This is a genomic window from Pseudomonas oryzihabitans, assembly GCF_024652905.1.
Classification (GTDB): domain Bacteria; phylum Pseudomonadota; class Gammaproteobacteria; order Pseudomonadales; family Pseudomonadaceae; genus Chryseomonas; species Chryseomonas benzopyrenica.
Window position 1 is genome coordinate 893,036 of record NZ_CP102428.1, and the last position, 22,717, is coordinate 915,752.

Annotated in this window: 16 protein-coding genes; 9 read left to right on the forward strand and 7 right to left on the reverse strand. The window is 65.6% G+C overall.

From position 1 onward, the window contains the following. Positions 1-171: 171 nt before the first annotated feature. Entirely contained in the window at positions 172-495 is a 324-nt protein-coding gene (locus NRG74_RS04205; RefSeq protein ID WP_017641441.1) for an ArsR/SmtB family transcription factor, read from the reverse strand. A 92-nt stretch (positions 496-587) separates the two neighbouring features. On the opposite strand from NRG74_RS04205, the gene NRG74_RS04210 reads away from it, so the two are divergent. Next, a complete protein-coding gene (locus NRG74_RS04210) occupies positions 588-1,685 on the forward strand; it encodes an NADH:flavin oxidoreductase/NADH oxidase (RefSeq protein ID WP_257705782.1) in 1,098 nt (365 codons plus the stop codon). Positions 1,686-1,838: 153 nt separating this feature from the next. On the opposite strand, the gene guaD is transcribed toward NRG74_RS04210, so the two are convergent. The 4 genes from guaD to xdhA are packed head-to-tail and all read right to left on the reverse strand — an operon-like array spanning position 1,839 to position 7,816. After that, a complete protein-coding gene (gene guaD / locus NRG74_RS04215) occupies positions 1,839-3,143 on the reverse strand; it encodes a guanine deaminase (RefSeq protein ID WP_257705783.1) in 1,305 nt (434 codons plus the stop codon). Between the two features lie 20 nt (positions 3,144-3,163). Then, on the reverse strand, positions 3,164-3,988 hold the full coding sequence (gene xdhC / locus NRG74_RS04220) for a xanthine dehydrogenase accessory protein XdhC (RefSeq protein ID WP_257705784.1): 825 nt from the start codon (positions 3,986-3,988) through the stop codon (positions 3,164-3,166). Next, on the reverse strand, positions 3,985-6,384 hold the full coding sequence (gene xdhB, locus NRG74_RS04225; protein WP_257705785.1) for a xanthine dehydrogenase molybdopterin binding subunit: 2,400 nt from the start codon (positions 6,382-6,384) through the stop codon (positions 3,985-3,987). The genes xdhC and xdhB overlap by 4 nt, the downstream gene beginning before the upstream one ends. After that, entirely contained in the window at positions 6,377-7,816 is a 1,440-nt protein-coding gene (xdhA, locus tag NRG74_RS04230) for a xanthine dehydrogenase small subunit (RefSeq protein WP_257705786.1), read from the reverse strand. Before xdhA ends, xdhB begins: the two co-directional genes overlap by 8 nt. A gap of 314 nt (positions 7,817-8,130) precedes the next feature. Between xdhA and NRG74_RS04235 the strand changes: the two genes are divergently transcribed. Next, positions 8,131-10,707: a bifunctional diguanylate cyclase/phosphodiesterase gene (locus NRG74_RS04235; protein WP_257705787.1), complete on the forward strand. Its 2,577-nt coding sequence runs from the start codon at positions 8,131-8,133 to the stop codon at positions 10,705-10,707. Here the strand turns inward: NRG74_RS04235 and NRG74_RS04240 are convergent. Together NRG74_RS04240 and NRG74_RS04245 are read right to left on the reverse strand one after the other, a co-directional pair. Continuing rightward, complete coding sequence (locus NRG74_RS04240) at positions 10,704-11,330, reverse strand: LysE family translocator (RefSeq protein ID WP_257705788.1); 627 nt, start codon at positions 11,328-11,330, stop codon at positions 10,704-10,706. The genes NRG74_RS04235 and NRG74_RS04240 overlap by 4 nt on opposite strands. Before the next feature lie 181 nt (positions 11,331-11,511). Continuing rightward, a complete protein-coding gene (locus NRG74_RS04245) occupies positions 11,512-12,963 on the reverse strand; it encodes an efflux transporter outer membrane subunit (protein ID WP_257705789.1) in 1,452 nt (483 codons plus the stop codon). Positions 12,964-13,059: 96 nt separating this feature from the next. On the opposite strand from NRG74_RS04245, the gene NRG74_RS04250 reads away from it, so the two are divergent. From NRG74_RS04250 to NRG74_RS04280, 7 genes are all read left to right on the forward strand, one after another. Next, positions 13,060-13,677, forward strand: coding sequence for a TetR/AcrR family transcriptional regulator (locus NRG74_RS04250; RefSeq protein ID WP_257705790.1), 618 nt, complete (start codon positions 13,060-13,062; stop codon positions 13,675-13,677). A 76-nt stretch (positions 13,678-13,753) separates the two neighbouring features. Then, entirely contained in the window at positions 13,754-14,869 is a 1,116-nt protein-coding gene (locus NRG74_RS04255) for an efflux RND transporter periplasmic adaptor subunit (RefSeq protein ID WP_257705791.1), read from the forward strand. Next, positions 14,866-17,934 (forward strand): efflux RND transporter permease subunit, encoded by a 3,069-nt coding sequence (locus NRG74_RS04260; protein ID WP_257705792.1) that lies wholly within the window; start codon positions 14,866-14,868, stop codon positions 17,932-17,934. The genes NRG74_RS04255 and NRG74_RS04260 overlap by 4 nt, the downstream gene beginning before the upstream one ends. Before the next feature lie 38 nt (positions 17,935-17,972). After that, on the forward strand, positions 17,973-18,779 hold the full coding sequence (locus NRG74_RS04265; RefSeq protein WP_257705793.1) for an oxidoreductase: 807 nt from the start codon (positions 17,973-17,975) through the stop codon (positions 18,777-18,779). 73 nt (positions 18,780-18,852) lie between these two features. Further along, entirely contained in the window at positions 18,853-20,313 is a 1,461-nt protein-coding gene (locus tag NRG74_RS04270) for a DHA2 family efflux MFS transporter permease subunit (protein WP_257705794.1), read from the forward strand. Positions 20,314-20,477: 164 nt separating this feature from the next. Continuing rightward, entirely contained in the window at positions 20,478-21,764 is a 1,287-nt protein-coding gene (gene fabF, locus NRG74_RS04275; RefSeq protein WP_257705795.1) for a beta-ketoacyl-ACP synthase II, read from the forward strand. A 338-nt stretch (positions 21,765-22,102) separates the two neighbouring features. Continuing rightward, the gene (locus tag NRG74_RS04280; protein ID WP_017641426.1) at positions 22,103-22,717 is read left to right on the forward strand and encodes a TetR family transcriptional regulator; all 615 of its coding nucleotides are present in this window, start codon (positions 22,103-22,105) and stop codon (positions 22,715-22,717) included.

A 22,717-nucleotide genomic window follows, 5' to 3' on the forward strand; every position in this document is an offset into this window, starting at 1 on the left:
CTCCCGGCAGCGTCCAGCGCCTATGCTGCCCATAGCTATTCTTTTGCAACCTTCATACCGGGAAGAGCGAAGAACGTCGCTCAGAGTTCCCGGCGCCCGGACCAGCCGAGACGGCAGGCGACGACCAGCACGACGCCGGGCAGCGCCTGGTGGTGCTGCACGCCCACTGAGCTAGTCGGGCTTTGCCACGGGATCGGAGGATTGCGCCAGGATGGCTGCCATCAGACCGGGGAAACGCTGATCCAGGTCTTCGCGGCGCAGCTGGTTCATGTGCGTGGTGCCGGCGTTGCGGGTATGCACCAGTCCGGCATCGCGCAGGACACGAAAGTGATGCGACATGCTGGACTTGGGGCGGCCACCATCGAGTTCGCCACAGGTGGCCTCGGTGACCCGCGCCAGATAACGGACGATATCCAGACGCACCGGATCGCTGAGCGCATGGAATAGACGCTCGAGGGAGAATTCGTCAGGACTGGGATGTTTGAAAGGGCGCATGAGCCAATCATACACCGGGGGTTGGCGATTATGTTGTGTTCGATTAATATCGAAATAACGAACCAAGATCTGTCCTATGGGAGACCGCTCAGATGTCCGCATTGTTCCAACCCTTCACCCTCAAGGACGTGACGCTGCGCAACCGCATCGCCATCCCCCCCATGTGCCAGTACAGCGCCGTCGATGGCGTCATCAATGACTGGCATCAGGTGCACTATGCCGGCCTGGCGCGTGGCGGTGCTGGCCTGGTCGTCGTCGAGGCCACGGCGGTCTCGCCGGAAGGCCGCATCACCCCCGGCTGCGCCGGTATCTGGTCGGACGCCCAGGCTCAGGCCTTCGTGCCGGTGGTCCAGGCGATCAAGGCCGCCGGTTCGGTGCCGGGTATCCAGATCGCCCATGCCGGCCGCAAGGCCAGCGCCAATCGTCCCTGGGAAGGCGACGACCACATCGCCGCCAACGACGCCCGTGGCTGGGACACCATCGCCCCGTCCGCGGTGGCCTTTGGTGCCAACCTGCCCAAGGTGCCCAAGGCCATGACCCTGGACGACATCGCCCGTGTCCGTCAGGACTTCGTCGATGCCGCCAAGCGTGCCTATGAAGCCGGCTTCGAATGGCTGGAGCTGCACTTCGCCCACGGCTACCTGGCGCAGAGCTTCTTCTCGGTGCACTCCAACCAGCGTGACGACCAGTACGGTGGCGACCTCGCCGGCCGCAGTCGCTTCCTGCTGGAAACCCTGGCCGAGGTACGTAAGGTCTGGCCGGAGCACCTGCCGCTGACCGCCCGTTTCGGCGTGATCGAATACGACGGCCGCGACGAAGAGACCCTGGCCGAATCCATCGAGCTGGCCCAGGGCTTCAAGCGCGAAGGCCTGGACCTGCTGAGCGTCAGCATCGGTTTCTCCACCCCGACCGCCAACATCCCCTGGGGCTCGGGTCTGCTGGCGCCCATCACCGAGCAGGTGCGCAAGGCCACCGGCCTCAAGGTCGCCTCGGCCTGGAACATCGATACCCCGGTTTTGGCCAACCAGGTAGTGGCCGACGGGCAACTGGATCTGGTGATGGTAGGCCGCGCTCACCTGGCCGACCCGCACTGGCCCTACTATGCAGCCAAGGCCCTGGGCGTCGACCAGCCGTCCTGGGTGCTGCCGGCGCCCTACGCCCATTGGCTGGAACGCTATCGCACCAGCTGAGTCGGTTCAGGCTGAACGCGCAAGCCGCCCCTCGGGGCGGCTTTTTTGGGCGTATGGGATGAGGGCAGTTTGTTGGGCTTCGCTGTGCTCAGCCCAACCTACGTCGACGGGTAGGCTGGGCTGAGGCGGCGCCATCGTCGAAGCCCAACAGGGTCAGGCGTCGCGACTGTGTACCCGGCGACCCGCGGCATGGGTTTCCCGTACCACGCGGTCGTCGCCAAGGGTGGTGAGGACGAACAGGGTTTCCTCCAGGCTCTTGGACTGCTGCAGGCGGTAGTCCAGCAGCGGGGTGGCCTTGAGATCGAGCACCACGAAGTCGGCGTCGTGGCCGGGGGCCAGGCTGCCGATGCGGTCGTCCAGGCGCAGGGCGCGGGCGCCGCCGAGGGTGGCCAGGTACAGCGACTTGAAGGGGTGCAGGCGATGGCCGCGCAGTTGCTGCACCTTGTAGGCCTCGCCCAGGGTCTGCAGCAGCGAGAAGCTGGTGCCGGCGCCGACGTCGGTACCCAGGCCGACATTGACCTTGAAGGCTTCCATCCGCTCGAGGTCGAACAGGCCGCTGCCGAGGAAGAGGTTGGAGGTAGGGCAGTGGGCCACGGCCGAGCCGGTCTCGTACAGGCGCTGGCATTCGGCATCGCAGAGGTGGATGCCATGGGCGAACACCGAGCGCGGGCCGAGCAGCTGGAAGTGGTCGTAGACATCCAGATAGTTGGCGCGCTCCGGGAACAGTGCCTTCACCCAGTCGATCTCCTTGAGGTTCTCGGAGAGGTGGGTGTGCAGGTAGACGTCCGGGTGCTCGGCCAACAGGCGCCCGGCCGCTTCCAATTGCTCGGGGGTGCTGGTCGGCGCGAAGCGCGGGGTGACCGCATAGTGCAGCCGACCCTTGCCGTGCCAGCGCTCGATCAGCGCCTTGCTATCCCTGTAGGCGGACTCGGCCGTGTCCTGCAGGTAGTCCGGGGCGTTACGGTCCATCAGCACCTTGCCGGCGATCATGCGCAGATCGAGGCGCTCGGCGACCTCGAAGAAGGCATCCACCGACTGCGGATGGACGCTGCCGAACACCAGGGCGGTGGTGGTGCCATTGCGCAGCAGCTCCCCGACGAAAACCTGGGCCACCTCGGCGGCCTTGGCCGGATCGGCGAAGGCACCCTCGGTGGGAAAGGTGTAGGTGTCCAGCCAGTCCAGCAGCTGCTCGGCGTAGCTGGCGATCATGCCGGTCTGCGGATAGTGGATATGGGTGTCGATGAAGCCGGGGGTGATCAGGGCGTGGGGGTGCTCGATCACCGGGGTGCCGGCGGGCAGAGTGGGCAGCAAATCAGCGGCCGGGCCCATGGCCTGGATACGGCCGTCTACGACCAGCAGCAGGCCGTCGGCGTGGTATTCGTAGGAGGCGTCCAGCCCTACCTCGGCCGGGTCGGCAAGGCTGTGGAGCAGGGCGGCGCGATGGGCGATGGCGGTCATAGGGTTCTCTGATTGCAAAGCTAACTTGGGCTGGCGGTGACCAGGCGCAGCGGCAGATCCGCCTGCTCGGCCTGGCGACCGTAGTGGGCGATGACCTCGCCGGCCACCGCGATGGCGATCTCCAGCGGCAGCTTGCCCTGGACCTCGGGCAGGCCCAGGGGGCAGCGCACCGTGGCCAGGCGGTCGGCGCCGTGGCCACGCGCCGCGAGACGGTGGCGGAATTTGGCCCATTTGGTCCGGGAGCCGATCAGGCCAAAGTAGCCATGGTCGCCGCGGGCGAGGATGGCGTCGGTCAACTCCAGGTCCAGGGGGTGATTATGGGTCATGACGATGTAGTAGGCACCCGCCGGCATGCGGGCGATCTCGTCGACCGGCTCTTCGGTGACGATCCTTGCGACGCCAGCGGGCAGCGGATCGGGAAATTCCTGGGGCCGCGAATCGACCCAGCGCACCGCGCAGGGCAAACCGGCCAGCAGCGGCACCAGGGCGCGGGCGACATGGCCGGCGCCGAAGACGATCACCGGGACGTCCTGTGCCAACTGGGGCTCGAACAGCAGGGTGGTGACGCCGCCACAGCACTGGCCGAGGCTGGCGGCCAGGGAAAAACGCTCCAGACGTGGCTGGCGCGTGCCAGCGGCGAGCATCTCCCGGGCGATTTCCACCGCGCGGTATTCCAGATGGCCACCGCCGATGGTCAGGTGCTGCTCTTCGCGGCCCACCAGCATCTTGGTCCCGGCGTCGCGAGGGGTGGAACCCTGCTCGTCGGCCACGGTGATCAGCACACAGGGTTCGCCGCGCGCCTCGAAGTCGGCCAGCAGGGCCAGCCAGCCGCGTTTGCTGTTCATGCGGATTCCTCCGTGACAGGGAGCGGGGCGGCCTGGGCTTCGGCGGCCAGGCAGCGCATGCGCTCCACGCCCCAGAGTACCCGTTCCGGGGTGGCGGGGGCGTCCAGCGCCGGGTGGAAGCGGTAATCCGCCACGCTGGCCACGGCGTCCTGCAGGGCGCACCACACAGAGATGCCGAGCATGAAGGGCGGTTCGCCCACGGCCTTGGAGTGGAACACCGTGGCCTCGGGATTCTGGCGATTCTCCACCAGCCGCACCCGCAGGTCCGGAGGTACGTCACTCACCGCCGGGATCTTGTAGGTGGAAGGACCGGCGGTGAGCAGCTTGCCGGCGTCGTTCCACACCAGTTCTTCCATGGTCAGCCAACCCAGACCCTGGACGAAGCCGCCTTCGACCTGGCCGATGTCGATGGCCGGATTCAGGGAGGCGCCGACGTCATGGAGGATGTCGGTGCGCAGCAGGCGGTATTCGCCGGTGAGGGTATCGATCAGCACCTCGGAGCAGGCGGCGCCGAAGGCGTAGTAGTAGAAGGGCCGCCCGCGGGCCTGGTCGCGGTCGTAGTGAATCTTCGGTGTGCGGTAGTAGCCGGTGCTGGACAGCGACACCTGGCCGACATAGGCCAGCTGGATCAGCTCCTCGAAGCTCAGCAGCCGGTCGCGCACCCTGACGTGGCCGTTGCGGAAGTCGACCTCTTCAGGCCCGACGTGGAAGTGGCGGCTGGCGAAGTCGATCAGGCGGTCCTTGATGGTCTGGGCGGCGTTCTGCGCAGCCTTGCCGTTGAGGTCGGTGCCGCTGGAGGCCGCGGTGGGCGAGGTGTTGGGCACCTTGTCGGTGTTGGTGGCGGTGATCTGGATGCGGGCTATGTCGACCTGGAAGACCTCGGCCACCACCTGGGCGACCTTGGTGTTGAGCCCCTGGCCCATTTCGGTGCCGCCATGGTTCAGGTGGATGCTGCCATCGGTGTAGACGTTGACCAGGGCACCGCCCTGGTTGAGAAAGGAAGAGGTGAAGGAGATACCGAATTTCACCGGAGTCAGCGCCAGGCCCTTCTTCAGTACCGGACTGCCCTGGTTGAAGGCGCGAATGGCTTCGCGCCGCGCCTGGTAGTCACTGCTGGCCGCCAGGTCCGTGGTCATCTCGTCGAGCAGGTTGTCTTCCACCACCTGGTGGTAGTGGGTGAGGTTGCGCGTCTCCTTGCCATAGTAGTTGCGCCGCCGCACCTCCAGCGGGTCGAGGCCGCGATGGCGGGCGATGGCGTCCATGACGTTCTCGATGGCCAGCATGCCCTGGGGGCCGCCGAAGCCGCGGTAGGCGGTGTTGGACGCCAGGTGGGTCTTGCATCTGTGGCCGGTGATCTGGGCGTTGCCGAGGAAATAGGCATTGTCGGCATGGAACATGGCGCGATCGATGATGGCGTTGGACAGGTCGGGCGAATAGCCGCAGTTGCCCGCTAGTTCGAAGCGGATGCCCAGCAGTCGGCCATCATCGTCGAAGCCGACGTCGTAGTCGACGTGGAAGGGATGGCGCTTGCCGGTCATGTGCATGTCTTCGAATCGCGGCAGGCGCATCTTCACCGGGCGCCCGGTGAGATGAGCGAACACCGCGCAGAGCGCCGCCGGCATGCCGGCCTGGCTTTCCTTGCCGCCGAAGCCGCCACCCATGCGCCTCATGTCGACGGTGACCCTGTTCATCGACACCCCCAGGACCTCGGCCACCTGCTTCTGCACCTCGGTGGGATTCTGGGTGGAGGAATAGACCAGCATGCCGCCGTCTTCGGTGGGCATCACCGAGGCCACCTGGGTTTCCAGGTAGAAGTGTTCCTGGCCGCCGATGGCCAGTTCGCCCTGCAGACGATGGGGCGCGGCGGCGAGCGCGGCGGCGGCATCGCCGAGCTTATGACTGTGGCTGGGCGAGATGAAGTGCTCGCGCTTCAGCGCCTCCCTGACATCGAGGATGGCTTCCAGCGGTTCGTATTCGATGAGGGCGGCCTGGGCGGCGCGGCGGGCGGCGTCCAGGCTGGTAGCGGCCACCGCCAGTACCGGCTGGCCCAGGTACTGCACCTCGCCATCGGCCAGCAGCGGATCGCCCGGCAGCACGGCGCCGATGTCCAGTTGGCCGGGCACGTCGGCGGCGGTGATGGCCAGGGCCACCCCGGGGATCTGGTAGCAGGGTGAGAGATCGATGTGCGTGATACGCGCATGGGCGTGCTCGCTCATCCGCGCATAGACGTGCAGCTGATTGGGAAATTCCAGGCGGTCGTCGATGTAGAGGGCTTCGCCGCTGACATGCTTGTCGGCGCTCTCGTGCTTGAGCGGCTTGCCGACGCCGGTGGCCAGGCCGGCAGCGAAGGCGGCGGCCATTTCCTCCGGGGTGCGGGCGGGCAGGGTGCTAGACATGGGCGGTGACCCTCGTGGCGAGCGCGGGCTGGGTGGTCTCCAGATGACATTTGCGCAGCAGATTCTGCGCCGTTAGTAGGCGGTATTCGCGACTGGCGCGGAAATCCGACAGCGGGGTGAAATCCTCGGCCAGGGCCTGGACGGCGCGCTCGATGGACGCGGCGTTCCAGGCCTGGCCGAGCAGCGCCTGTTCGCAGCGCGCTGCCCGCCTGGGCGTGGCCGCCATGCCGCCATAGGCGATGCGCACGCTGGCGACGCGGCCCTGCTCCAGCTCCAGGGCGAAGGCGGCGCAGACTGCGGAGATGTCGTCATCCAGTCGCTTGGACACCTTGAAGGCGCGGAACACCAGGCCATCGCGTGCCCGCGGCACCCGTACCGCCTGGATGAATTCGCCCGGCTCCAGGGCGGTCTGGCGATAGTCGAGGAAAAAGTCGTCGAGGGCCAGTTCGCGCAGCCGTTCGCCCTGGCGCAGCAGCACGTTGGCCCCGAGCGCCAGGAGCAGGGGTGGGCTGTCACCGATGGGCGAGGCATTGCCGATATTGCCGCCGAGGGTGCCCTGGTTGCGGATCTGCAAAGAGGCGAAACGCTGCAGCAGCGCACCGAAATCCGGATAGTCGGCGGCCAGGGCGGCGGCGCAGTCGGCCAGCGGGGTGGCGGCGCCGATCTCGATACATTCCTCGCTGACGGTCACGCCATGCAGCTCGGGCAGGTTGCCCAGGTAGATGAGGGTCTCCAGGCGGCGATGCTGCTGAGTGACTTCCAGGGCCAAGTCGGTACCGCCGGCCAGCAGGCGCGCCGCGGGCTGCGCCTGGTAGAGGCTGGCCAGTTCGCTCAGGGTGGTGGGGCTGTGGCAGCGCCGGTTGGCGCCTTCCAGGCGTGTGTGCGGCGCCGGCGCCAGGGCCTTGAGGCGCTCCAGGGTCTGCTGCTCCCGGGCATCGAACTGGTCCGGCTGGCGCTGGGTGCAGGCCTGTTCGGCAGCGGCCAGGATTGGCCGGTAGCCGGTACAACGGCAGAGGTTGCCGGCCAGGGCCTCGTGGGTGGCAGCGTTATCGGGCGCGGCGACGTTCTTTTGCAAAGCGAACAGCGACATGACGAAGCCCGGGGTGCAGTAGCCGCACTGGGAACCGTGGCAGTCGACCATGGCCTGCTGCACGCTATGCAGACGGCCCTGGTGCTTGAGGTCCTCCACACTGATCAGCTGCCGGCCGTCCAGCGCCGCGACGAAGGTCAGGCAACTGTTGACCGTGCGATAGCGCAGCCGCTCGCCGTCGGGCTCGGCCAGCACCACGGTGCAGGCGCCACAGTCGCCCGAGGCGCAGCCTTCCTTGGTGCCGGTCTTGCCACAGTGCTCGCGCAGGTACTGCAGCACAGTAAGGTTGGGATCGAGCTGCTCTTCGACGCGCAGCTCCTGGTCCAGCAGAAACCTGATCACGGCCGCTCTCCACCTGCTCTCGAATGCCTTGATGGTGGGTAAAGCTGACCGATAGGTCAACATTTGCCCGGGCAAGTGGCCGACCTCTGTCGTTTTTGGGCAAGAGGCCTGGGCAAGGCTGCGCCGTCTTGGCGCGCCCAGCGCTCCTTTGCCCGCGGATGGTGCAAAACCAGCCGCTCTAACCCGTGTTTCTGCGGAATATCCATTCGGACGCTTCAAGGCGCTCAGGCCGGTGCCGATATATAGGCAGACGATTACGGCCTGGTCGCCTGTCGTCAGCACCCTCGTACAACCCGTTGCAACAGGTCGCTACCGTGCCTACCCAACTTAACCGTGTCGCCCGTCAGGCTTCCCTTGGTTTCTTCGCCTTGGTCACCCTCATCTTTACCCTGGCCGGGTGGATGCTGTTCGACCTGTGCGCGCGCATTGACGAGCAGCAACGCCACCACAGCGAGGCGGACGCCCAGCGCGCGTTAGAAACGCGGCTGGACAGGCTTGGCCGGGTCTTGACTGACTATTCGTTCTGGATGGAAGCCTATGCACGGACCAGCAAGAAGGTCGACGTGAATTGGGCCTATGAGGAAGACAACGTCGGCCCCTCCCTTTACAGCGACTATGGCGTGAATGGCGCCTTCATCCTGGCGCCCAACGGCGTCACGCGCTACGCCGTGGTCGGCGGCGGACGCAGCAAGATGCAGCTGGATACCTGGCTGGGTGACGACCAGGCGACCCTGCTGGCCCAGGCCAGGGAGCGCTCGCTCAAGGATGGCCACGCCCAGGGCTATTTCCTGATCGAGGGCAAGCCGGCCAGCGTAATGGTCGCGGTCATCCGCCCGGATGCCACCTACCAGGACTTCAAGCGGCTGTCCTACATGGTGTTCGTCGATATCCTCACGCCGGACAAGCTCGCCCAGCTCGGCCAGCTCTTCGACCTGCATGGGCTGACCGCGCAGCCCGGGGCGCTGCCCGCCTTGGCGGAGCGTCCCACGCTGGTGGTGAGGTCCGACCCGGGTATCGCGGTGACCTTTCACTGGCTGGTGCATGGCATGGGGCAGCGCCTGCTGGCGCAGTTCCTGCCGTTGCTGGCGACGATGTGTGGTCTGGCCTTGCTGCTGGTCTGGTACCTGCGTCGGCGGATCGCGCTGGCGGCGCGGCAGACGGATGTGGCCGAAGATGCCCTGAGGCATAGCGAGCAGCGCTTCCGCACCGTGTCCGAGGCGTCGTCCGACTGGATCTGGGAGAGCGACGCCGAGCAGCGGCTGGTCTATCTTTCGGAGCGTTTCGTGGCCGTCACCGGCTTCAGCCGGGAAGCCTGGCTGGGTCGCCCGTTGCACGAGCTGCTCGGCTATCCGCCGAGCCAGGTCGAGGAGGTAGCCAGGACACCGCTGGCGGCCGGACGCAGTCGCCGTCCGCTGCCTTGCGAGATGCGCGACGCCCAGGCCAAGCTCAGGTACTGCCAGCTCTCGGCTCAGCCCATCATCAGCGGTGGCCTGCTGGCCGGCTTTCGCGGCACCGTGTGCGATGTGACCGAGGAGATCGAGGCCAAGGCGCGCATCGAACACATCAGCCAGCACGATGCCCTCACCGGACTGGCCAACCGTCACCAGTTGCACCGCTACCTGGCGCAGCGCTTCGCCGAGGGCGTCAGTGCCAGTCAGCCGCTGCACCTGTTGGCGCTGGACCTGGACCGCTTCAAGCCGGTCAATGATTCCCTCGGCCATGGCGCCGGCGATCAGGTGCTCTGTCAGGTCGCCCGAGAGCTGCGCGCCAGCGTGCGCGAGGGCGATCTGGTGGCCCGTATCGGCGGCGATGAATTCGTCATCGCGGTGAATGGCTGCCTGAGCGCAGAGCAGGTGAGCCTGCTCTGCAACCGGATGTTGGAGGGCATCGGCCGGACCATGCGCATCGACGAGCACGACATCAACATCGGTGCGAGCGTCGGCATCGCCCAGGCACCCCAGGATGGCCACAGTGCCGAGGATCTGCTGCGCTATGCCGACATCGCCCTGTACGAAGCCAAGGCGGCGGGGCGTAACACCCTGAGATTCTATGAGCCCACCATGAACCAGCGCATCCTCGCGCGGCGTCAGCTGGAGACCGAGTTGCGCCTGGGATTGCAGCGGCTTGAGTTCGAGCTGGATTTCCAGCCGCGTTTCGACGCCAGCAGCCAGCGCCTGCTGGGCGCCGAGGCCCTGGTGCGCTGGAATCATCCCATCCGTGGCCGCCTGGCGCCTGCCGAGTTCATCGGGGTGGCGGAGGAGACCGGGCTGATCCTGGGCCTGAGCGACTGGGTGTTGCAGGAGGCTTGCAGCCAGGCGATGGACTGGTCGCCGGAGTTGATCGTGTCCATCAACCTGTCACCGCTGGAGTTCCAGCGCGACGATCTGGTCGCCCGGATCCACAAGGTGCTCGAGCGCACCGGCATCGACCCGGCACGGGTCGAGCTGGAGCTGACCGAGAACGTCTTGCTGGATGACGCGGCGGGTGCCCTGGAGTTGATGAAGAAACTCAAGGCGCTGGGCGTGCGGCTGTCGATGGACGACTTCGGCACCGGCTATTCCTCGCTGAGCTATCTGCGCACCTATCCCTTCGACTGCCTGAAGATCGACCGCAGCTTCGTCTCCAACATCGAGGTGAGCGAAAGCAACGCGGCCATCGTCGAGGCGATCGTCAGCATGGGACGGGCACTGTCGCTGACGGTGGTGGCCGAGGGGATCGAGACTGCCGGCCAGCTGGCGCGCATCGCCGATCTCAAGTGCGACCAGGCCCAGGGCTTCCATCTGCAGCGGCCGTTGTCCCAGGCGCGTTTCGCGGCCTTGCGGCAGGAGCAGTCACAGCCGTGGGAAGCGTCGAACGATGCCAGCCGCACCTTGGTAGTCGCTGGGCCCTAAGCGGAATCCAGGGCCGCACCCAGCAGCAATGCCGCGAGCACCAGAAACAGCCCACCTGCCACCTGGTTCAGGCGCGCGAGGGTGGTACCCGAGGTCAGGCGGCCATTCAAGGCCGTCACTGCCGCGGCGTAGCTGCAGTGAATGATGAGGCTCAACAGGCAGAAGCTTGCCACGAGCGCTGCCAACTGCGGCAGCACCGGGCGGTCGGCCTGGATGAAGGGCGGAAACAGCGCCAGAAAGAAGATGATCAGCTTGGGGTTGGTGAGGGACACCAGCAAGCCCTGCAGGAGGTGTCTGCCAACGCTGACCGAAGGCCAAGTGGCGGCAGGCTGCCGGCCTTGGGCCGCGGGACTGCGCAGACGCCGCAGCCCCAGCCAACCCAGGTAGAGCGCGCCGACCAGCTGCAACCCCTGCAGGGTCCTTGGCGAGCTGCTCACCAGGGCGCCGAGCGCGGTGCTGGCCAGGATGGCCACCAGCAGTATGCCCAGCACCACCCCGAGGATGCCCGGCAGGGCGCCGCGCAGCCGCAGCTGCAGCGCATTGGTGATCGTGAGCAGTACGCCCGGGCCGGGGCTGGCGATGGTGAGGCCGCACAGCAGGAGGTAGAGGGCGAAGTGTTGCATTGACGTGTCTTAACCTGCTGGCATGGGACGACCGGAATGGCTGTCTACCTGGGGAGCTGACCGGTGCCGGCCATGGGTATCCAGTATGGCCGGCCGGCTTGCAGGGGTCGCGATGCAGAATCCCGGCTTTTGTACCGGACAGCCGCTCGGGCTGGCCAGGTGCAGCAGGTGCCGTCTTCTTCTATCTCAGGCTCAGGGCGGCGGGGGAAGCGGATTGCCAGCCTCCGCCCAACGCCTTGAAGGTGCTTATTGCCGCCTGTGCGGCTGCCGTTTGCGCCTGGGCACGCGCATCGGCCGTGCGTAGCAGGCGTTCATCGGCCTGCAGAACATCGACCAGGGGCAGCACGCCCTTCTGGTAGGCGAGGGCGGCGGCCTGGCGGGCTTGGCTGAGCGAGGCCTCGCCCGCCGTCAGCAGAGTGACCTGCTCTTCGCGCTTCAACTGGCCGGTCAGGGCATCTTCCACGTCTTCGGTGGCGCGCAATGCCGCCAGCCGATAGGCCGCCAGCGATTCTGCGCGCTGTCCCTCGGCCGCCTGGATTTGCGCATCGATCCGGCCGAAGTCGAACAGCCGCCAGCGTACGCCCAGGGCAACGAGCGCCTGATTGGCGTCGTGGCTGAAGAGATTGCCACTGGAAATCGTGGTGGCGCTCCCGAGCAGAGCGCTCAGGGAGATCTTGGGATAGTACTCGGCCATTGCGGCGCCGATCCGGGCATTGGCGGCGGCCAGGCGGCGCTCGGACGCGATCAGGTCCGGACGTCGACGGAGCAGGTCGGCGGGCGTGCCTGCCGTTTCGATGCGGGGGGCGTCGGGAATGGACGCGGCGCCAGCCAGTTGGGTACGCCAGGTGCCAGGTGGCGCCGCCAGCATCACGTCCAGTGCATTCATGGCCCGCTCCAGCGAGAACTCCAGGCCGGGTATCGAGGCCTGGACCTCGGCCAAGCCTCCTTCGGCCTGGCGTAGCTCTCGGTCGGTCGCCAGGTCCTTGCCGTTCAGTAGCCTGACCATCGACAGCAAGCCCTGCTGGGTGTCGACCTGATGGCGAGCGATCGCCAGGCGGGTCTGCAGACCGCGGATGTCGACATAGAGATCGGCGGTCTGGGCAGCCACGGCAAGGCGCACGGCGCGGGCACCCGCCACGCTGGCCTGGTAGTCGGCCTGGGCGGCTTCACTACTTCGGCGCAGACCGCCAAACACATCCAGCTCCCAGCTTGAGTCAAGATTGGCCTCATAGGAAGAACCGCTCCTGACGTAGCCGGGCGCTGAATCGAGCACCCGTCCAAGCGGTGTTTCCAGCGACTGATAGGCACGACCGGCTTGGCCACCAAGATCGCCTGCCGGCAATAGCGCGGCATCGGCCGCCCTAACGCTGGCGCGAGCCTGGGTAATGCGTGCACTGGCTTGCGCCAGATCGAGATTCTGCGCGAGGGCCTGGTTTACCAGGCGGCTCAGGAGCGGATCGTTGAAACGGTCCCACCAGCCAGCCAGCGCCTGATCGGCCAGGGGCGCTGGCACCGGCTCCCGCTGGAAGCTTGCCGGAAGCGCAACTTCAGGGGCGCGGTAGTCAGGTCCTACGGTACAGCCGCTTGCCAGGGCGGCGCTGGCGAGCAGAATAATCTGGAGTCTGGAGCGCATGGGCTTTTATCCTGAGCAACGCCTGAACGGTTTTAGTGACTAATATGTATTTTGGTCACCTTCCGTTTCATTTTGCAACTGTCGGAACGCCTTTCCATGACTACCGAATCCGTTTCACCCGGCCAGGCCCGCGGACCGGCCGAGCACGACGTGCGTCACCAAATCATGGTGGCAGCGAAAGAACACTTCAGCCTTTACGGCTACGAGAAAACCACAGTGTCCGAACTCGCCAGGAGCATCGGGTTTTCCAAGGCCTACATCTATAAATTCTTCGATTCAAAGCAGGCGATTGGCGAGGCCATCTGTGCGGATTGCCTGAGCCGAATTGAGACGGAGGCCAGGGCCGCGGTGGCCTCGACCAGCCAGTCGCACGAAAAGCTAAGAAGGCTGTTTCAGAGCCTTGCAAAGGCAACCTTGCAGCTGTTTTCAGACGATCGGAAGCTGTACGAAATCGCAATCTCAGCGGCGTCGGGTCGCTGGCCGGCCACGATCAGCTACGAAGCGCGGATGCAGGAGCTCCTCAAGGAAATTCTGGTGCAGGGGCGCTGGGAGGGAGAGTTCGAGCGCAAGACGCCGATCGACGACGTGACGACGGCGACCTATCTCGTGTTACGACCCTATCTGAATCCGCTGATGCTGCAGCACAGCTTCGAGCATTTCGACGTCGCTCCCACTCAAGTGGCCAATCTGGTGCTGCGTAGCCTTTCGCCTTAAATTGTCTTGTGACTATTGACTAAAATGGTCACTAGTATCACATTGCGCGCTCTGCTGGCATCCTCTCGGAGCTTCCATGTTCGCGCGCCGTCTGCTTTCCACCGCTGTGGGGGCTACCGTCCTTTCGCTGTCCCTTGGCGGTTGCAACGCCCCTTCCCAGGGCGATCCCCGCACGCAGGCGCCTTTGGTGCGAGCTGCGGTGGCGGAGCCCGCCGAGAGCGCTGGTCGTACCTTTACCGGTATCGTCGCCGCGCGGATCCAGAGCGATCTGGGCTTCCGCGTGACAGGCAAGGTCGCCGAACGGCTGGTGGACATCGGTGAAACCGTCAAGCGCCGGCAGCCGCTGCTGAAGCTTGATCCCATCGATCTGCAACTGGCCCTGCAGGCGCAGCGCGAGATCGTGGCCGCTGCCCAGGCGCGGGCCCGCCAGGCGGCGGACGATGAGGCGCGCTACCGGGATCTACGGGGCACGGGGGCGATCTCGGTCTCCGGCTACGATCAGATCAAGGCTGCGGCGGATACGGCCAGGGCCCAGCTCAAGGCTGCCGAAGCCCAGGCGGAAGTCGCCCTCAACGCCAGCCGTTATACCGTCCTGGTGGCCGATGCGGATGGCACCGTGGTCGATACCCTGGCCGAGCCCGGGCAGGTCGTAGCCGCTGGACAGAGCGTGGTGCGCCTGGCTCGTGCGGGCGCCCGGGAGGTCGTCGTCCAGCTGCCGGAGACCTTGCGTCCGACGCTTGGCTCCCTGGCCCAAGCCAGCCGTCTGGGCGCTACGGAACAGCCGGGACCGGCACGGCTGCGGCAGTTATCCGATAGCACCGACCGCGAGACGCGTACCTTCGAGGCGCGCTATGTGCTCGAAGGGACGCTGGCCAGTGCGCCCCTGGGCACCACCGTGAGACTGCGTATTCCGGAAGAGTCTGTGCCGCGGGCGAATGCCTTGCAGGTGCCGCTGGGCGCCCTGTACGACGCGGGCAAGGGCGCGGGGGTCTGGCGTATCCAGGGCTCGCCCGAGCAGGTCGCCTGGGTACCCGTGCAGATTCGTCAGGTATCGGATGACACTGCCTTGGTGGAGGGGCCGCTGCAGCGGGGTGACCGGATCGTAGCCCTCGGCGTTCATCTGCTCCACGAAGGCCAGACGATCCGCTTGGCCACAGCTGCCAACAGTGCCCTGGAAGGTAAGCAGCCGTGAGCGACAGCCGATTCAATCTGTCGGCGCTGGCCGTCCGCGAGCGCTCCATCACCCTGTTTCTGATTCTGCTGATCTCGGTCGGCGGGGTACTGTCGTTCTTCAAGCTGGGCCGGGCGGAAGATCCGGCCTTCACGGTCAAGGTCATGACTATCGTCACGGCCTGGCCGGGTGCCACGGCGCAGGAGATGCAGGATCAGGTCGCCGAGAAGCTGGAAAAGCGCCTGCAGGAATTGCGCTGGTACGAGCGCTCGGAAACCTATACCCGTCCGGGCTTGGCCTTTACCACCCTGACGCTGCTCGATAGCACACCGCCGGCCGAGGTGCCGGAGGAGTTCTACCAGGCGCGCAAGAAGATCAGTGACGAAGCCAAGACCTTGCCCGCCGGGGTGATCGGGCCAATGGTCAACGATGAATACGCCGACGTCACCTTCGCGCTCTTCGCACTCAAGGCCCGGGGCGAGCCGCAACGGCTGCTGGCACGCGAGGCGGAAACGCTGCGCCAGCGTCTGCTGCATGTACCGGGGGTCAAGAAGGTCAATATCCTGGGTGAGCAGACCGAGCGCATCTATGTGGAGTTTTCTCATGATCGCCTGGCGACCCTGGGCGTGGCACCGCAGGACATCTTCGCCGCGCTCAATGCCCAGAATGTCCTGACGCCCGCGGGCTCCATCGAAACCCTCGGCCCCGAGGTCTTCGTCCGTCTGGATGGCGCCTTCGAGCAGCTCGATGCCCTCCGCGACACCCCGGTGATCGTCAAGGGCCGCACCTTCAAACTGGCAGACATCGCGACGGTGACGCGTGGCTATGAGGACCCCGCCACCTTCCTTATCCGCAGCGGTGGCGAGCCGGCGCTGCTGCTGGGCATCGTCATGCGCGACGGCTGGAATGGCCTGGATCTCGGCAAGTCACTCGAAAGCGAAGTCGGCGCCATAAACGCTGAGATGCCTTTGGGCATGAGCCTGACCAAGGTGACCGATCAGGCGGTCAACATCGCCTCGTCGGTCGATGAGTTCATGGTCAAGTTCTTTGTCGCCCTGCTGGTGGTGATGGTGGTGTGTTTCGTCAGCATGGGCTGGCGGGTGGGCATCGTCGTGGCCGCTGCGGTACCCCTGACGCTGGCCGCTGTCTTCCTGATTATGGCCGCCACAGGCAAGAATTTCGATCGCATTACCCTGGGCTCGTTGATCCTGGCCCTGGGGCTGTTGGTGGACGATGCCATCATCGCCATCGAGATGATGGTGGTGAAGATGGAGGAGGGCTATAGCCGGGTCAAGGCGTCGGCCTATGCCTGGAGCCATACCGCCGCCCCCATGCTGGCCGGCACCCTGGTAACGGCCGTGGGCTTCATGCCCAATGGCTTCGCTCAGTCTGCGGCGGGTGAATACACCAGCAACATGTTCTGGATCGTCGGCATCGCGCTGGTCACCTCCTGGGTCGTGGCGGTGGTCTTCACGCCCTACCTGGGTGTCAAGCTGCTGCCAGAGACCAAGACCGTCGAGGGTGGCCACACCGCGCTTTACGACACGCCGCGCTACTACCGCTTCCGCCGCGTTCTCGGCCAGGTGATTGCGCGCAAGTGGCTGGTCGCGCTGCTGGTGATCGGCCTGTTCGTGGCCGCCATCCTGGGCATGGCTGTCGTCAAGAAGCAGTTCTTTCCCATCTCCGATCGCCCCGAGGTGATGGTGGAGGTGCAGATGCCCTATGGCACCTCGATCAGCGAGACAGAACGGGCGACCGCCAAGGTCGAGGCCTGGCTCGCCCAGCAGGACGATGCCCGAATCGTGACCTCGTACATCGGGCAGGGTGCACCCCGCTTCTTTCTCGCCATGAGTCCGGAGCTGCCGGATCCGTCCTTCGCCAAGATCATCATCCGCACCGACAACCCGGAGGCACGCGAATCGCTCAAGTTGCGCCTGCGCGAGGCAATTGCCGCTGGGCTTGCGCCCGAAGCACGACTGCGGGTCACTCAGCTGGTGTTTGGGCCCTATTCACCGTTCCCGGTCGCCTACCGGGTCAGCGGCCCTGATCCGCAGGTGCTGCGTCGGGTGGCAGGGGAGGTGGAGCAGGTGATGCGTGCAAGTCCGCTGATGCGCACCGTCAACAGCGATTGGGGCACCCGTACGCCGGTGCTGCGCTTCAGGTTGCAGCAGGATCGCCTGCAGGCCATGGGCCTGAGCTCCAGTGCCGTCGCGCAGCAGCTGCAATTCCTGCTCAGCGGCGTGCCGGTTACGGCGGTGCGCGAAGACATCCGTACCGTCCAGGTGGTGGCGCGCGCGGCGGGCGACGTTCGTCTCGATCCTGCGCGGTTGGGCGATCTCACGCTAGTTGGGGCTCAGGGCCAACGCATTCCGCTGTCGCAGATCGGCGATCTGGAGGTGCAGCTGGAAGAGCCGCTCATGCGGCGGCGCGATCGGGTGCCGACGATCACCGTGCGCGGTGATATCGCCGAAGAGCTGCAACCGCCGGACGTTTCCACCGCCGTGCTCCAGCAGCTGCAGCCGATCATCCAGCGGTTGCCGGCGGGCTATCGGATCGTACAAGCGGGCGCCATCGAGGAGTCGGGCAAGGCGATGGCGGCGATGCTGCCGATCTTCCCGCTGATGATCGCCTTGACGCTGCTCATCATCATCCTGCAGGTGCGTTCCATGGCCGCGATGATCATGGTCTTCCTGACCAGTCCCCTGGGGCTGATCGGGGTGGTACCGACCCTGATCCTGTTTCAGCAACCCTTCGGCATCAATGCCCTGGTCGGGCTGATCGCGCTGTCGGGCATCCTGATGCGCAACACCCTGATCCTGATCGGCCAGATCCATCAGAACGAACAGGACGGCCTGCCCCCCTTCCAGGCGGTGGTCGAGGCGACCGTGCGGCGCGCAAGACCGGTGATCCTCACGGCGCTGGCGGCGGTGCTGGCCTTCATCCCCCTTACCCATTCGGTGTTCTGGGGCACCCTGGCCTATACCCTCATCGGCGGCACCCTCGCGGGTACCGTGCTTACCCTGGTGTTCCTGCCGGCGATGTATGCCATCTGGTTCAGGATCAAGCCATCTCCTGAGCACGGCTGATCACTTCTGTCCCCTTCATTCCACTCAAAGGCACCGACATGTCGAACGCAGAAGTTGTCCTCATCACCGGGGTGTCGTCTGGCATCGGACGCGCTACCGCCATCCGATTGGCAGCGCGCGGGTGCCGGGTGTTCGGAACGGTTCGTAACCAGCAAGCCGCCCAGGCCATCCCGGGCGTGGAGCTCGTCGAAATGGATGTCCGCGACGAAGATTCGGTAGGGCATGCCATTGCCGCCATCATCGCCCGGGCCGGACGGATCGATGTCCTGATCAACAATGCGGGCGGGACCTTGCTCGGCGCCCTGGAGGAAACATCGATCGGCGAAGCCCGGAGCCTGTTCGACACCAACGTCTTCGGCCTCCTGCGCACGATCCAGGCGGTGCTGCCACACATGCGTGCGCAAGGCGCCGGTCGCATCGTCAATGTCAGTTCGGTGCTCGGCTTTCTGCCGGCACCGTACATGGCGCTCTATGCGGCCTCCAAACATGCGGTGGAAGGGCTTTCGGAAACGCTGGACCACGAGGTACGCCAGTTCGGGATTCGCGTGGCCTTGGTCGAGCCCTCGTTTACCCGGACGAACCTGGATATCAATGCGCCCCAGACCGCCGTCAAGATCCCGGAGTACCAACAACAGTTTGAATTGGTCGCCCACGCCATCCAAAAGAATGTGCAGAAGGCACCCGATCCCGATGGTGTAGCCGGCACGATCGTCGATGCCGCGCTGGGCGCTTGGAAGATGCGGAACACCCCCAAAGGAGAGGCAACGCTCCTGTCCAGGCTGCGTCGCTTCATGCCAGCCGGTCCCGTCGAGAAGGGCTTGCGAAAGACCTTCGGGCTGGCCTGACCGGATACGCGCCAACCTGCGGGCCACCTCCCTTGCAGGACACGCCCTTGAGTCCAATGAGCGAAGACATCCCATGACCCACCTGGACAGCACCCGTACCGACGTGCCACCGGCCCCCGGCGAAAATGCATCGACAGGTGTGGCGGCCGGTACGCCGTCACCCTGGCCGGTGTTCTGGGTGGCCGCCATCGCGGTATTTCTCGTAGCCATGGATGGCACCATGCTGTTCGCGGCGTTCAGCGCCCTGCGGGACGGTTTCGCGGACGCGACGCCGGCAGATCTTTCCTGGGTACTCAACGCCTACACGGTGGTCTACGCGGCCATGCTCATTCCGTCCGGTGGCTTGGCGGACCGGCATGGACGCAAGAAGGTATTCCTCGCCGGGGTCTGGCTGTTCGTGGGAGCGTCCGTTGCGTGCGGCTTGTCAGGGAGCGTGGAGTGGCTGGTGGCGGCAAGGGTGCTGCAAGCCATGGGCGCTGCCTTGCTCACGCCCGCGTCGCTGTCGCTGGTGCTGGCTGCCTTTCCGGTCACCAAACGCGCGGTGGCGGTAAGCCTATGGGGGGCGGTGGGGGGCCTGGCCGCGGCTGTCGGTCCCAGCCTGGGCTCCTTCGTCGTTGCCTCGCTCGGTTGGCAGTGGGCGTTCTACCTGAATGTACCCCTGGGCCTCTTCGCGCTCTGGCGCGGAGCGAGGATGCTGACGGAGACGAAGCAACAGACCGAGGGGCGACCGCTGGACCTGGTGGGCATGGGCTTGCTGGTGGTGGGCATCGGTGCCCTGGCGTTATCCCTCGTGCAGTCCGACTCTCCGGCCTGGTCACGGCAGGCGCTGCTGGGCGCACTGGGCATCGGGCTGGCGTGCCTGATCGGATTCGTGGTCTGGGCGCGCTTCACCGCCGCCCCTTTGGTGGATCTGCGGCTGTTTCACAACCGCACCTACAGCTACGTCAATCTTGCGAGCCTAAGCTTCGGCATCGCGTTCTCTATGATGTTCTTCGCCTTCTTCTTCTACATGAGCGCGATCTGGAAGTACCCGCTACCCCTCGCTGGTCTGGCCATGATGCCCGGACCGCTGTTGGTGGTACCGACAGCGGCGCTATCGGGTCGGGTGGCGAGCCGTTATGGCCACCGCCCGCTGTTGCTGATCGGGTGCCTGGTCTACGCCCTGAGCGGACTGTGGTTCCTCCAGGTTCCAGGGCTCGAACCCGCCTATCTGACACAGTGGCTGCCGGGCATGGTGCTCAGTGGCGTGGGCGTCGGCCTGGTGCTGCCCTCGCTGGCGGGCGCGGCGGTCAGTCGCCTGGCCGCCGATCACTACGCCGTGGGCGGTGCCATCAACCAGGCCATCCGCCAGATCGGATCGGTCATGGGCGTGGCCTTGACCGTCCTGCTCCTCGGCAGCCCCAACCTGCAACGCGCTGACTTCGATTCCGTTTATCTGTGCCATATCGGTTTGGCGCTACTCACCGCAGCTCTCTGTATCCCGGTCAACTCGCTGCCTGCGGCCGCACCTGTCCGCAATCCAGATAAGCGCTAGGTAACCTGGAGGTGGATCGTGCGAAAGGCATTCAGATACCGCCTTGGAGACCTTCAGCCTTCATCTCCCTAACAGGAGCATCGGGCATACGCGCCTTGATCGGGCGCGAACAAGACACGAGGCCGCCCGCAGGCGCTTCGTCCATCGAGAGAAGAGGTAATGCAATGCAAGGCAACGACAGAACACGCATCGTGGTCACCGGCGTGGGTACCGTCAGTCCACTGGGATGCGGTACCGAGGCCGTCTGGGCGCGGCTGCTGGCCGGTCGCTCGGGACTGAGCCTGTTGCCGGCCGAGGTCAGCGACGGGGTGGGCAGTCTCATCGCCGGTCAGGTACCGAGCCGCGCCGAAGATCCGGAAGCGGGCTACGACCCCCTGGTGGCCATCGCCGCCAAGGACCTGAAGAAGATGGATCGCTTCATCGAGTTCGCTCTGGTGGCGGCCAAGGAAGCGCTCGACCAGGCCGGCTGGCAGCCGATCAGCGAGGCGCAACGGGAGCGGACGGCGACCATCATCGCGTCCGGGGTCGGCGGTTTTGGTGCCATCGCCGAGGCGGTACGGACCACCGATGCGCGTGGCCCACGGCGGCTCTCGCCGTTCACCGCACCCTCGTTCCTGGCCAATATGGCGGCAGGCAACGTTTCCATCCAGTACGGCTTCCGCGGTCCGCTGGGCGCGCCGATCACCGCCTGCGCCGCCGGTGTCCAGGCCATCGGCGACGCCGCCCGGCTGATCCGCAGCGGCGAGGCCGATATCGCTCTCTGCGGCGGGGCGGAGGCGGCAATCAATCGTGTGAGCCTGGGCAGCTTCGCCGTCGCCCGCGCCCTGTCCACGGGATTCAACGAGCGTCCGCAGGAGGCTTCGCGTCCCTTCGACAGTGATCGCGACGGCTTCGTCATGGCCGAGGGCGCGGGGTTGTTGGTGATCGAGACGTTGGAGCATGCCCTGGCACGGGGCGCCACACCCCTGGCCGAGCTGGTGGGCTACGGCACCAGTGCCGATGCCTACCACCTCACCGCCGGCCCGGAGGATGGCAGCGGTGCCCGCCGCGCCATGACGCAGGCGCTGCGCCAGGCCGGTATCGACGCGACCCAGGTCCAGCACATCAACGCCCACGCCACCTCCACCCAGGTGGGCGACAAGGGCGAGCTGGCGGCCATCCGTGCGGTGTTTGGCGACGCGTCCTCAGTCGCCATCACCTCGACCAAGTCGAGCACCGGGCATCTGTTGGGCGCCGCGGGCGGCATCGAGGCCATCTTCACCGTGCTCGCCCTGCGCGACCAGGTCGTGCCGCCGACGCTGAATCTGCACCACCCGGATCAGGCCGCCGAAGGCCTGAATCTCGTGGCCTTGCGGGCGCGCCGGCTGCCGCTCGAATACGCACTGTCCAATGGCTTCGGCTTTGGTGGCGTGAACGCCAGCGTGCTGTTCAGGCGATGGATGGGGAGCTGATAGTTGCTGAACGTGCTTGCACGGGTGGCCCGGCCGGCCACGCGCGCGGCGGTGCACATGATTTTTGGACTCGCGTAGCGGTAGGAACGGCGTTTCCCTGCGTCGTTTCAGATAAGAAATGAGTCCACCAGGAAGAGAAGGCTCTCTTCCTGTTTTTCTCCAGCCGCTGTCCAAAACCTGACTGGGCAGCCGGCACCCACGTAGCTCCCAGGAATGACGAGTGCGCATCGATGTAAGTGCCGAAGAGATGCGCCAGGTAAGCATACATGCAAGAATGTTTGTAAAAGGCAGGCGAAACGTTAGACTGCCAAAACAGACGCCTTTGAAACGAGATAGCGATGCGCCGTACAAAAGAAGACGCTGAGCAGACACGCCAGACCATTCTGGATGCAGCCGAGGCGTTGTTTCTCACCAATGGTGTTTCACGCACCAGCCTCGAAATGATCGCCAGAGAGTGCGGGCTCACGCGAGGAGCGGTGTATTGGCATTTCAGGGACAAGGCGCAGCTGGTCCACGAGATGCTCAATCGCATCCGCATTCCGCTTGACGAAGTCACCCAGCAGCTGAGTATGGATGGGGAGGGCGATTGCCTGATGAGGCTGTACGAACTGTGCGTCGAGTGCATGGAGAAATTCGTTCAGCCGGGACGGGAGCGTCGTGTCATGACCATCCTGATGCACCGTTGCGAATTCACTCAGGAACTGCAGGAAGTCGAACAGCGGGAAAATGCCCTGACCCGCGAATTCGTGGCGCTCGTCGAGCGTCTCTTCGATGGCCAACGGCAGCGCTTGCAGGCCGCGGTGACGCCGAGAAGTGCCAGCCTACAGCTGCATAGTCTGTTTTGCGGCACGCTGGCTGGCATCCTTCGTGACCAGGACATCTTCGCGCCGCTCATGGATGTACGGCTGATCTTCACCCTCTACTTCAGGTCGCTGGTTAAGGACTGGCCCTGA

Bases quoted from the DNA above. Each gene is read 5' to 3' on its own strand.
- NRG74_RS04205 (WP_017641441.1), bottom strand. From the start codon at position 495: ATGCGCCCTTTCAAACATCCCAGTCCTGACGAATTCTCCCTCGAGCGT.
- NRG74_RS04210 (WP_257705782.1), top strand. From the start codon at position 588: ATGTCCGCATTGTTCCAACCCTTCACCCTCAAGGACGTGACGCTGCGC.
- guaD (WP_257705783.1), bottom strand. From the start codon at position 3,143: ATGACCGCCATCGCCCATCGCGCCGCCCTGCTCCACAGCCTTGCCGAC.
- xdhC (WP_257705784.1), bottom strand. From the start codon at position 3,988: ATGAACAGCAAACGCGGCTGGCTGGCCCTGCTGGCCGACTTCGAGGCG.
- xdhB (WP_257705785.1), bottom strand. From the start codon at position 6,384: ATGTCTAGCACCCTGCCCGCCCGCACCCCGGAGGAAATGGCCGCCGCC.
- NRG74_RS04240 (WP_257705788.1), bottom strand. From the start codon at position 11,330: ATGCAACACTTCGCCCTCTACCTCCTGCTGTGCGGCCTCACCATCGCC.
- NRG74_RS04245 (WP_257705789.1), bottom strand. From the start codon at position 12,963: ATGCGCTCCAGACTCCAGATTATTCTGCTCGCCAGCGCCGCCCTGGCA.
- NRG74_RS04250 (WP_257705790.1), top strand. From the start codon at position 13,060: ATGACTACCGAATCCGTTTCACCCGGCCAGGCCCGCGGACCGGCCGAG.
- NRG74_RS04255 (WP_257705791.1), top strand. From the start codon at position 13,754: ATGTTCGCGCGCCGTCTGCTTTCCACCGCTGTGGGGGCTACCGTCCTT.
- NRG74_RS04265 (WP_257705793.1), top strand. From the start codon at position 17,973: ATGTCGAACGCAGAAGTTGTCCTCATCACCGGGGTGTCGTCTGGCATC.
- NRG74_RS04270 (WP_257705794.1), top strand. From the start codon at position 18,853: ATGACCCACCTGGACAGCACCCGTACCGACGTGCCACCGGCCCCCGGC.
- fabF (WP_257705795.1), top strand. From the start codon at position 20,478: ATGCAAGGCAACGACAGAACACGCATCGTGGTCACCGGCGTGGGTACC.
- NRG74_RS04280 (WP_017641426.1), top strand. From the start codon at position 22,103: ATGCGCCGTACAAAAGAAGACGCTGAGCAGACACGCCAGACCATTCTG.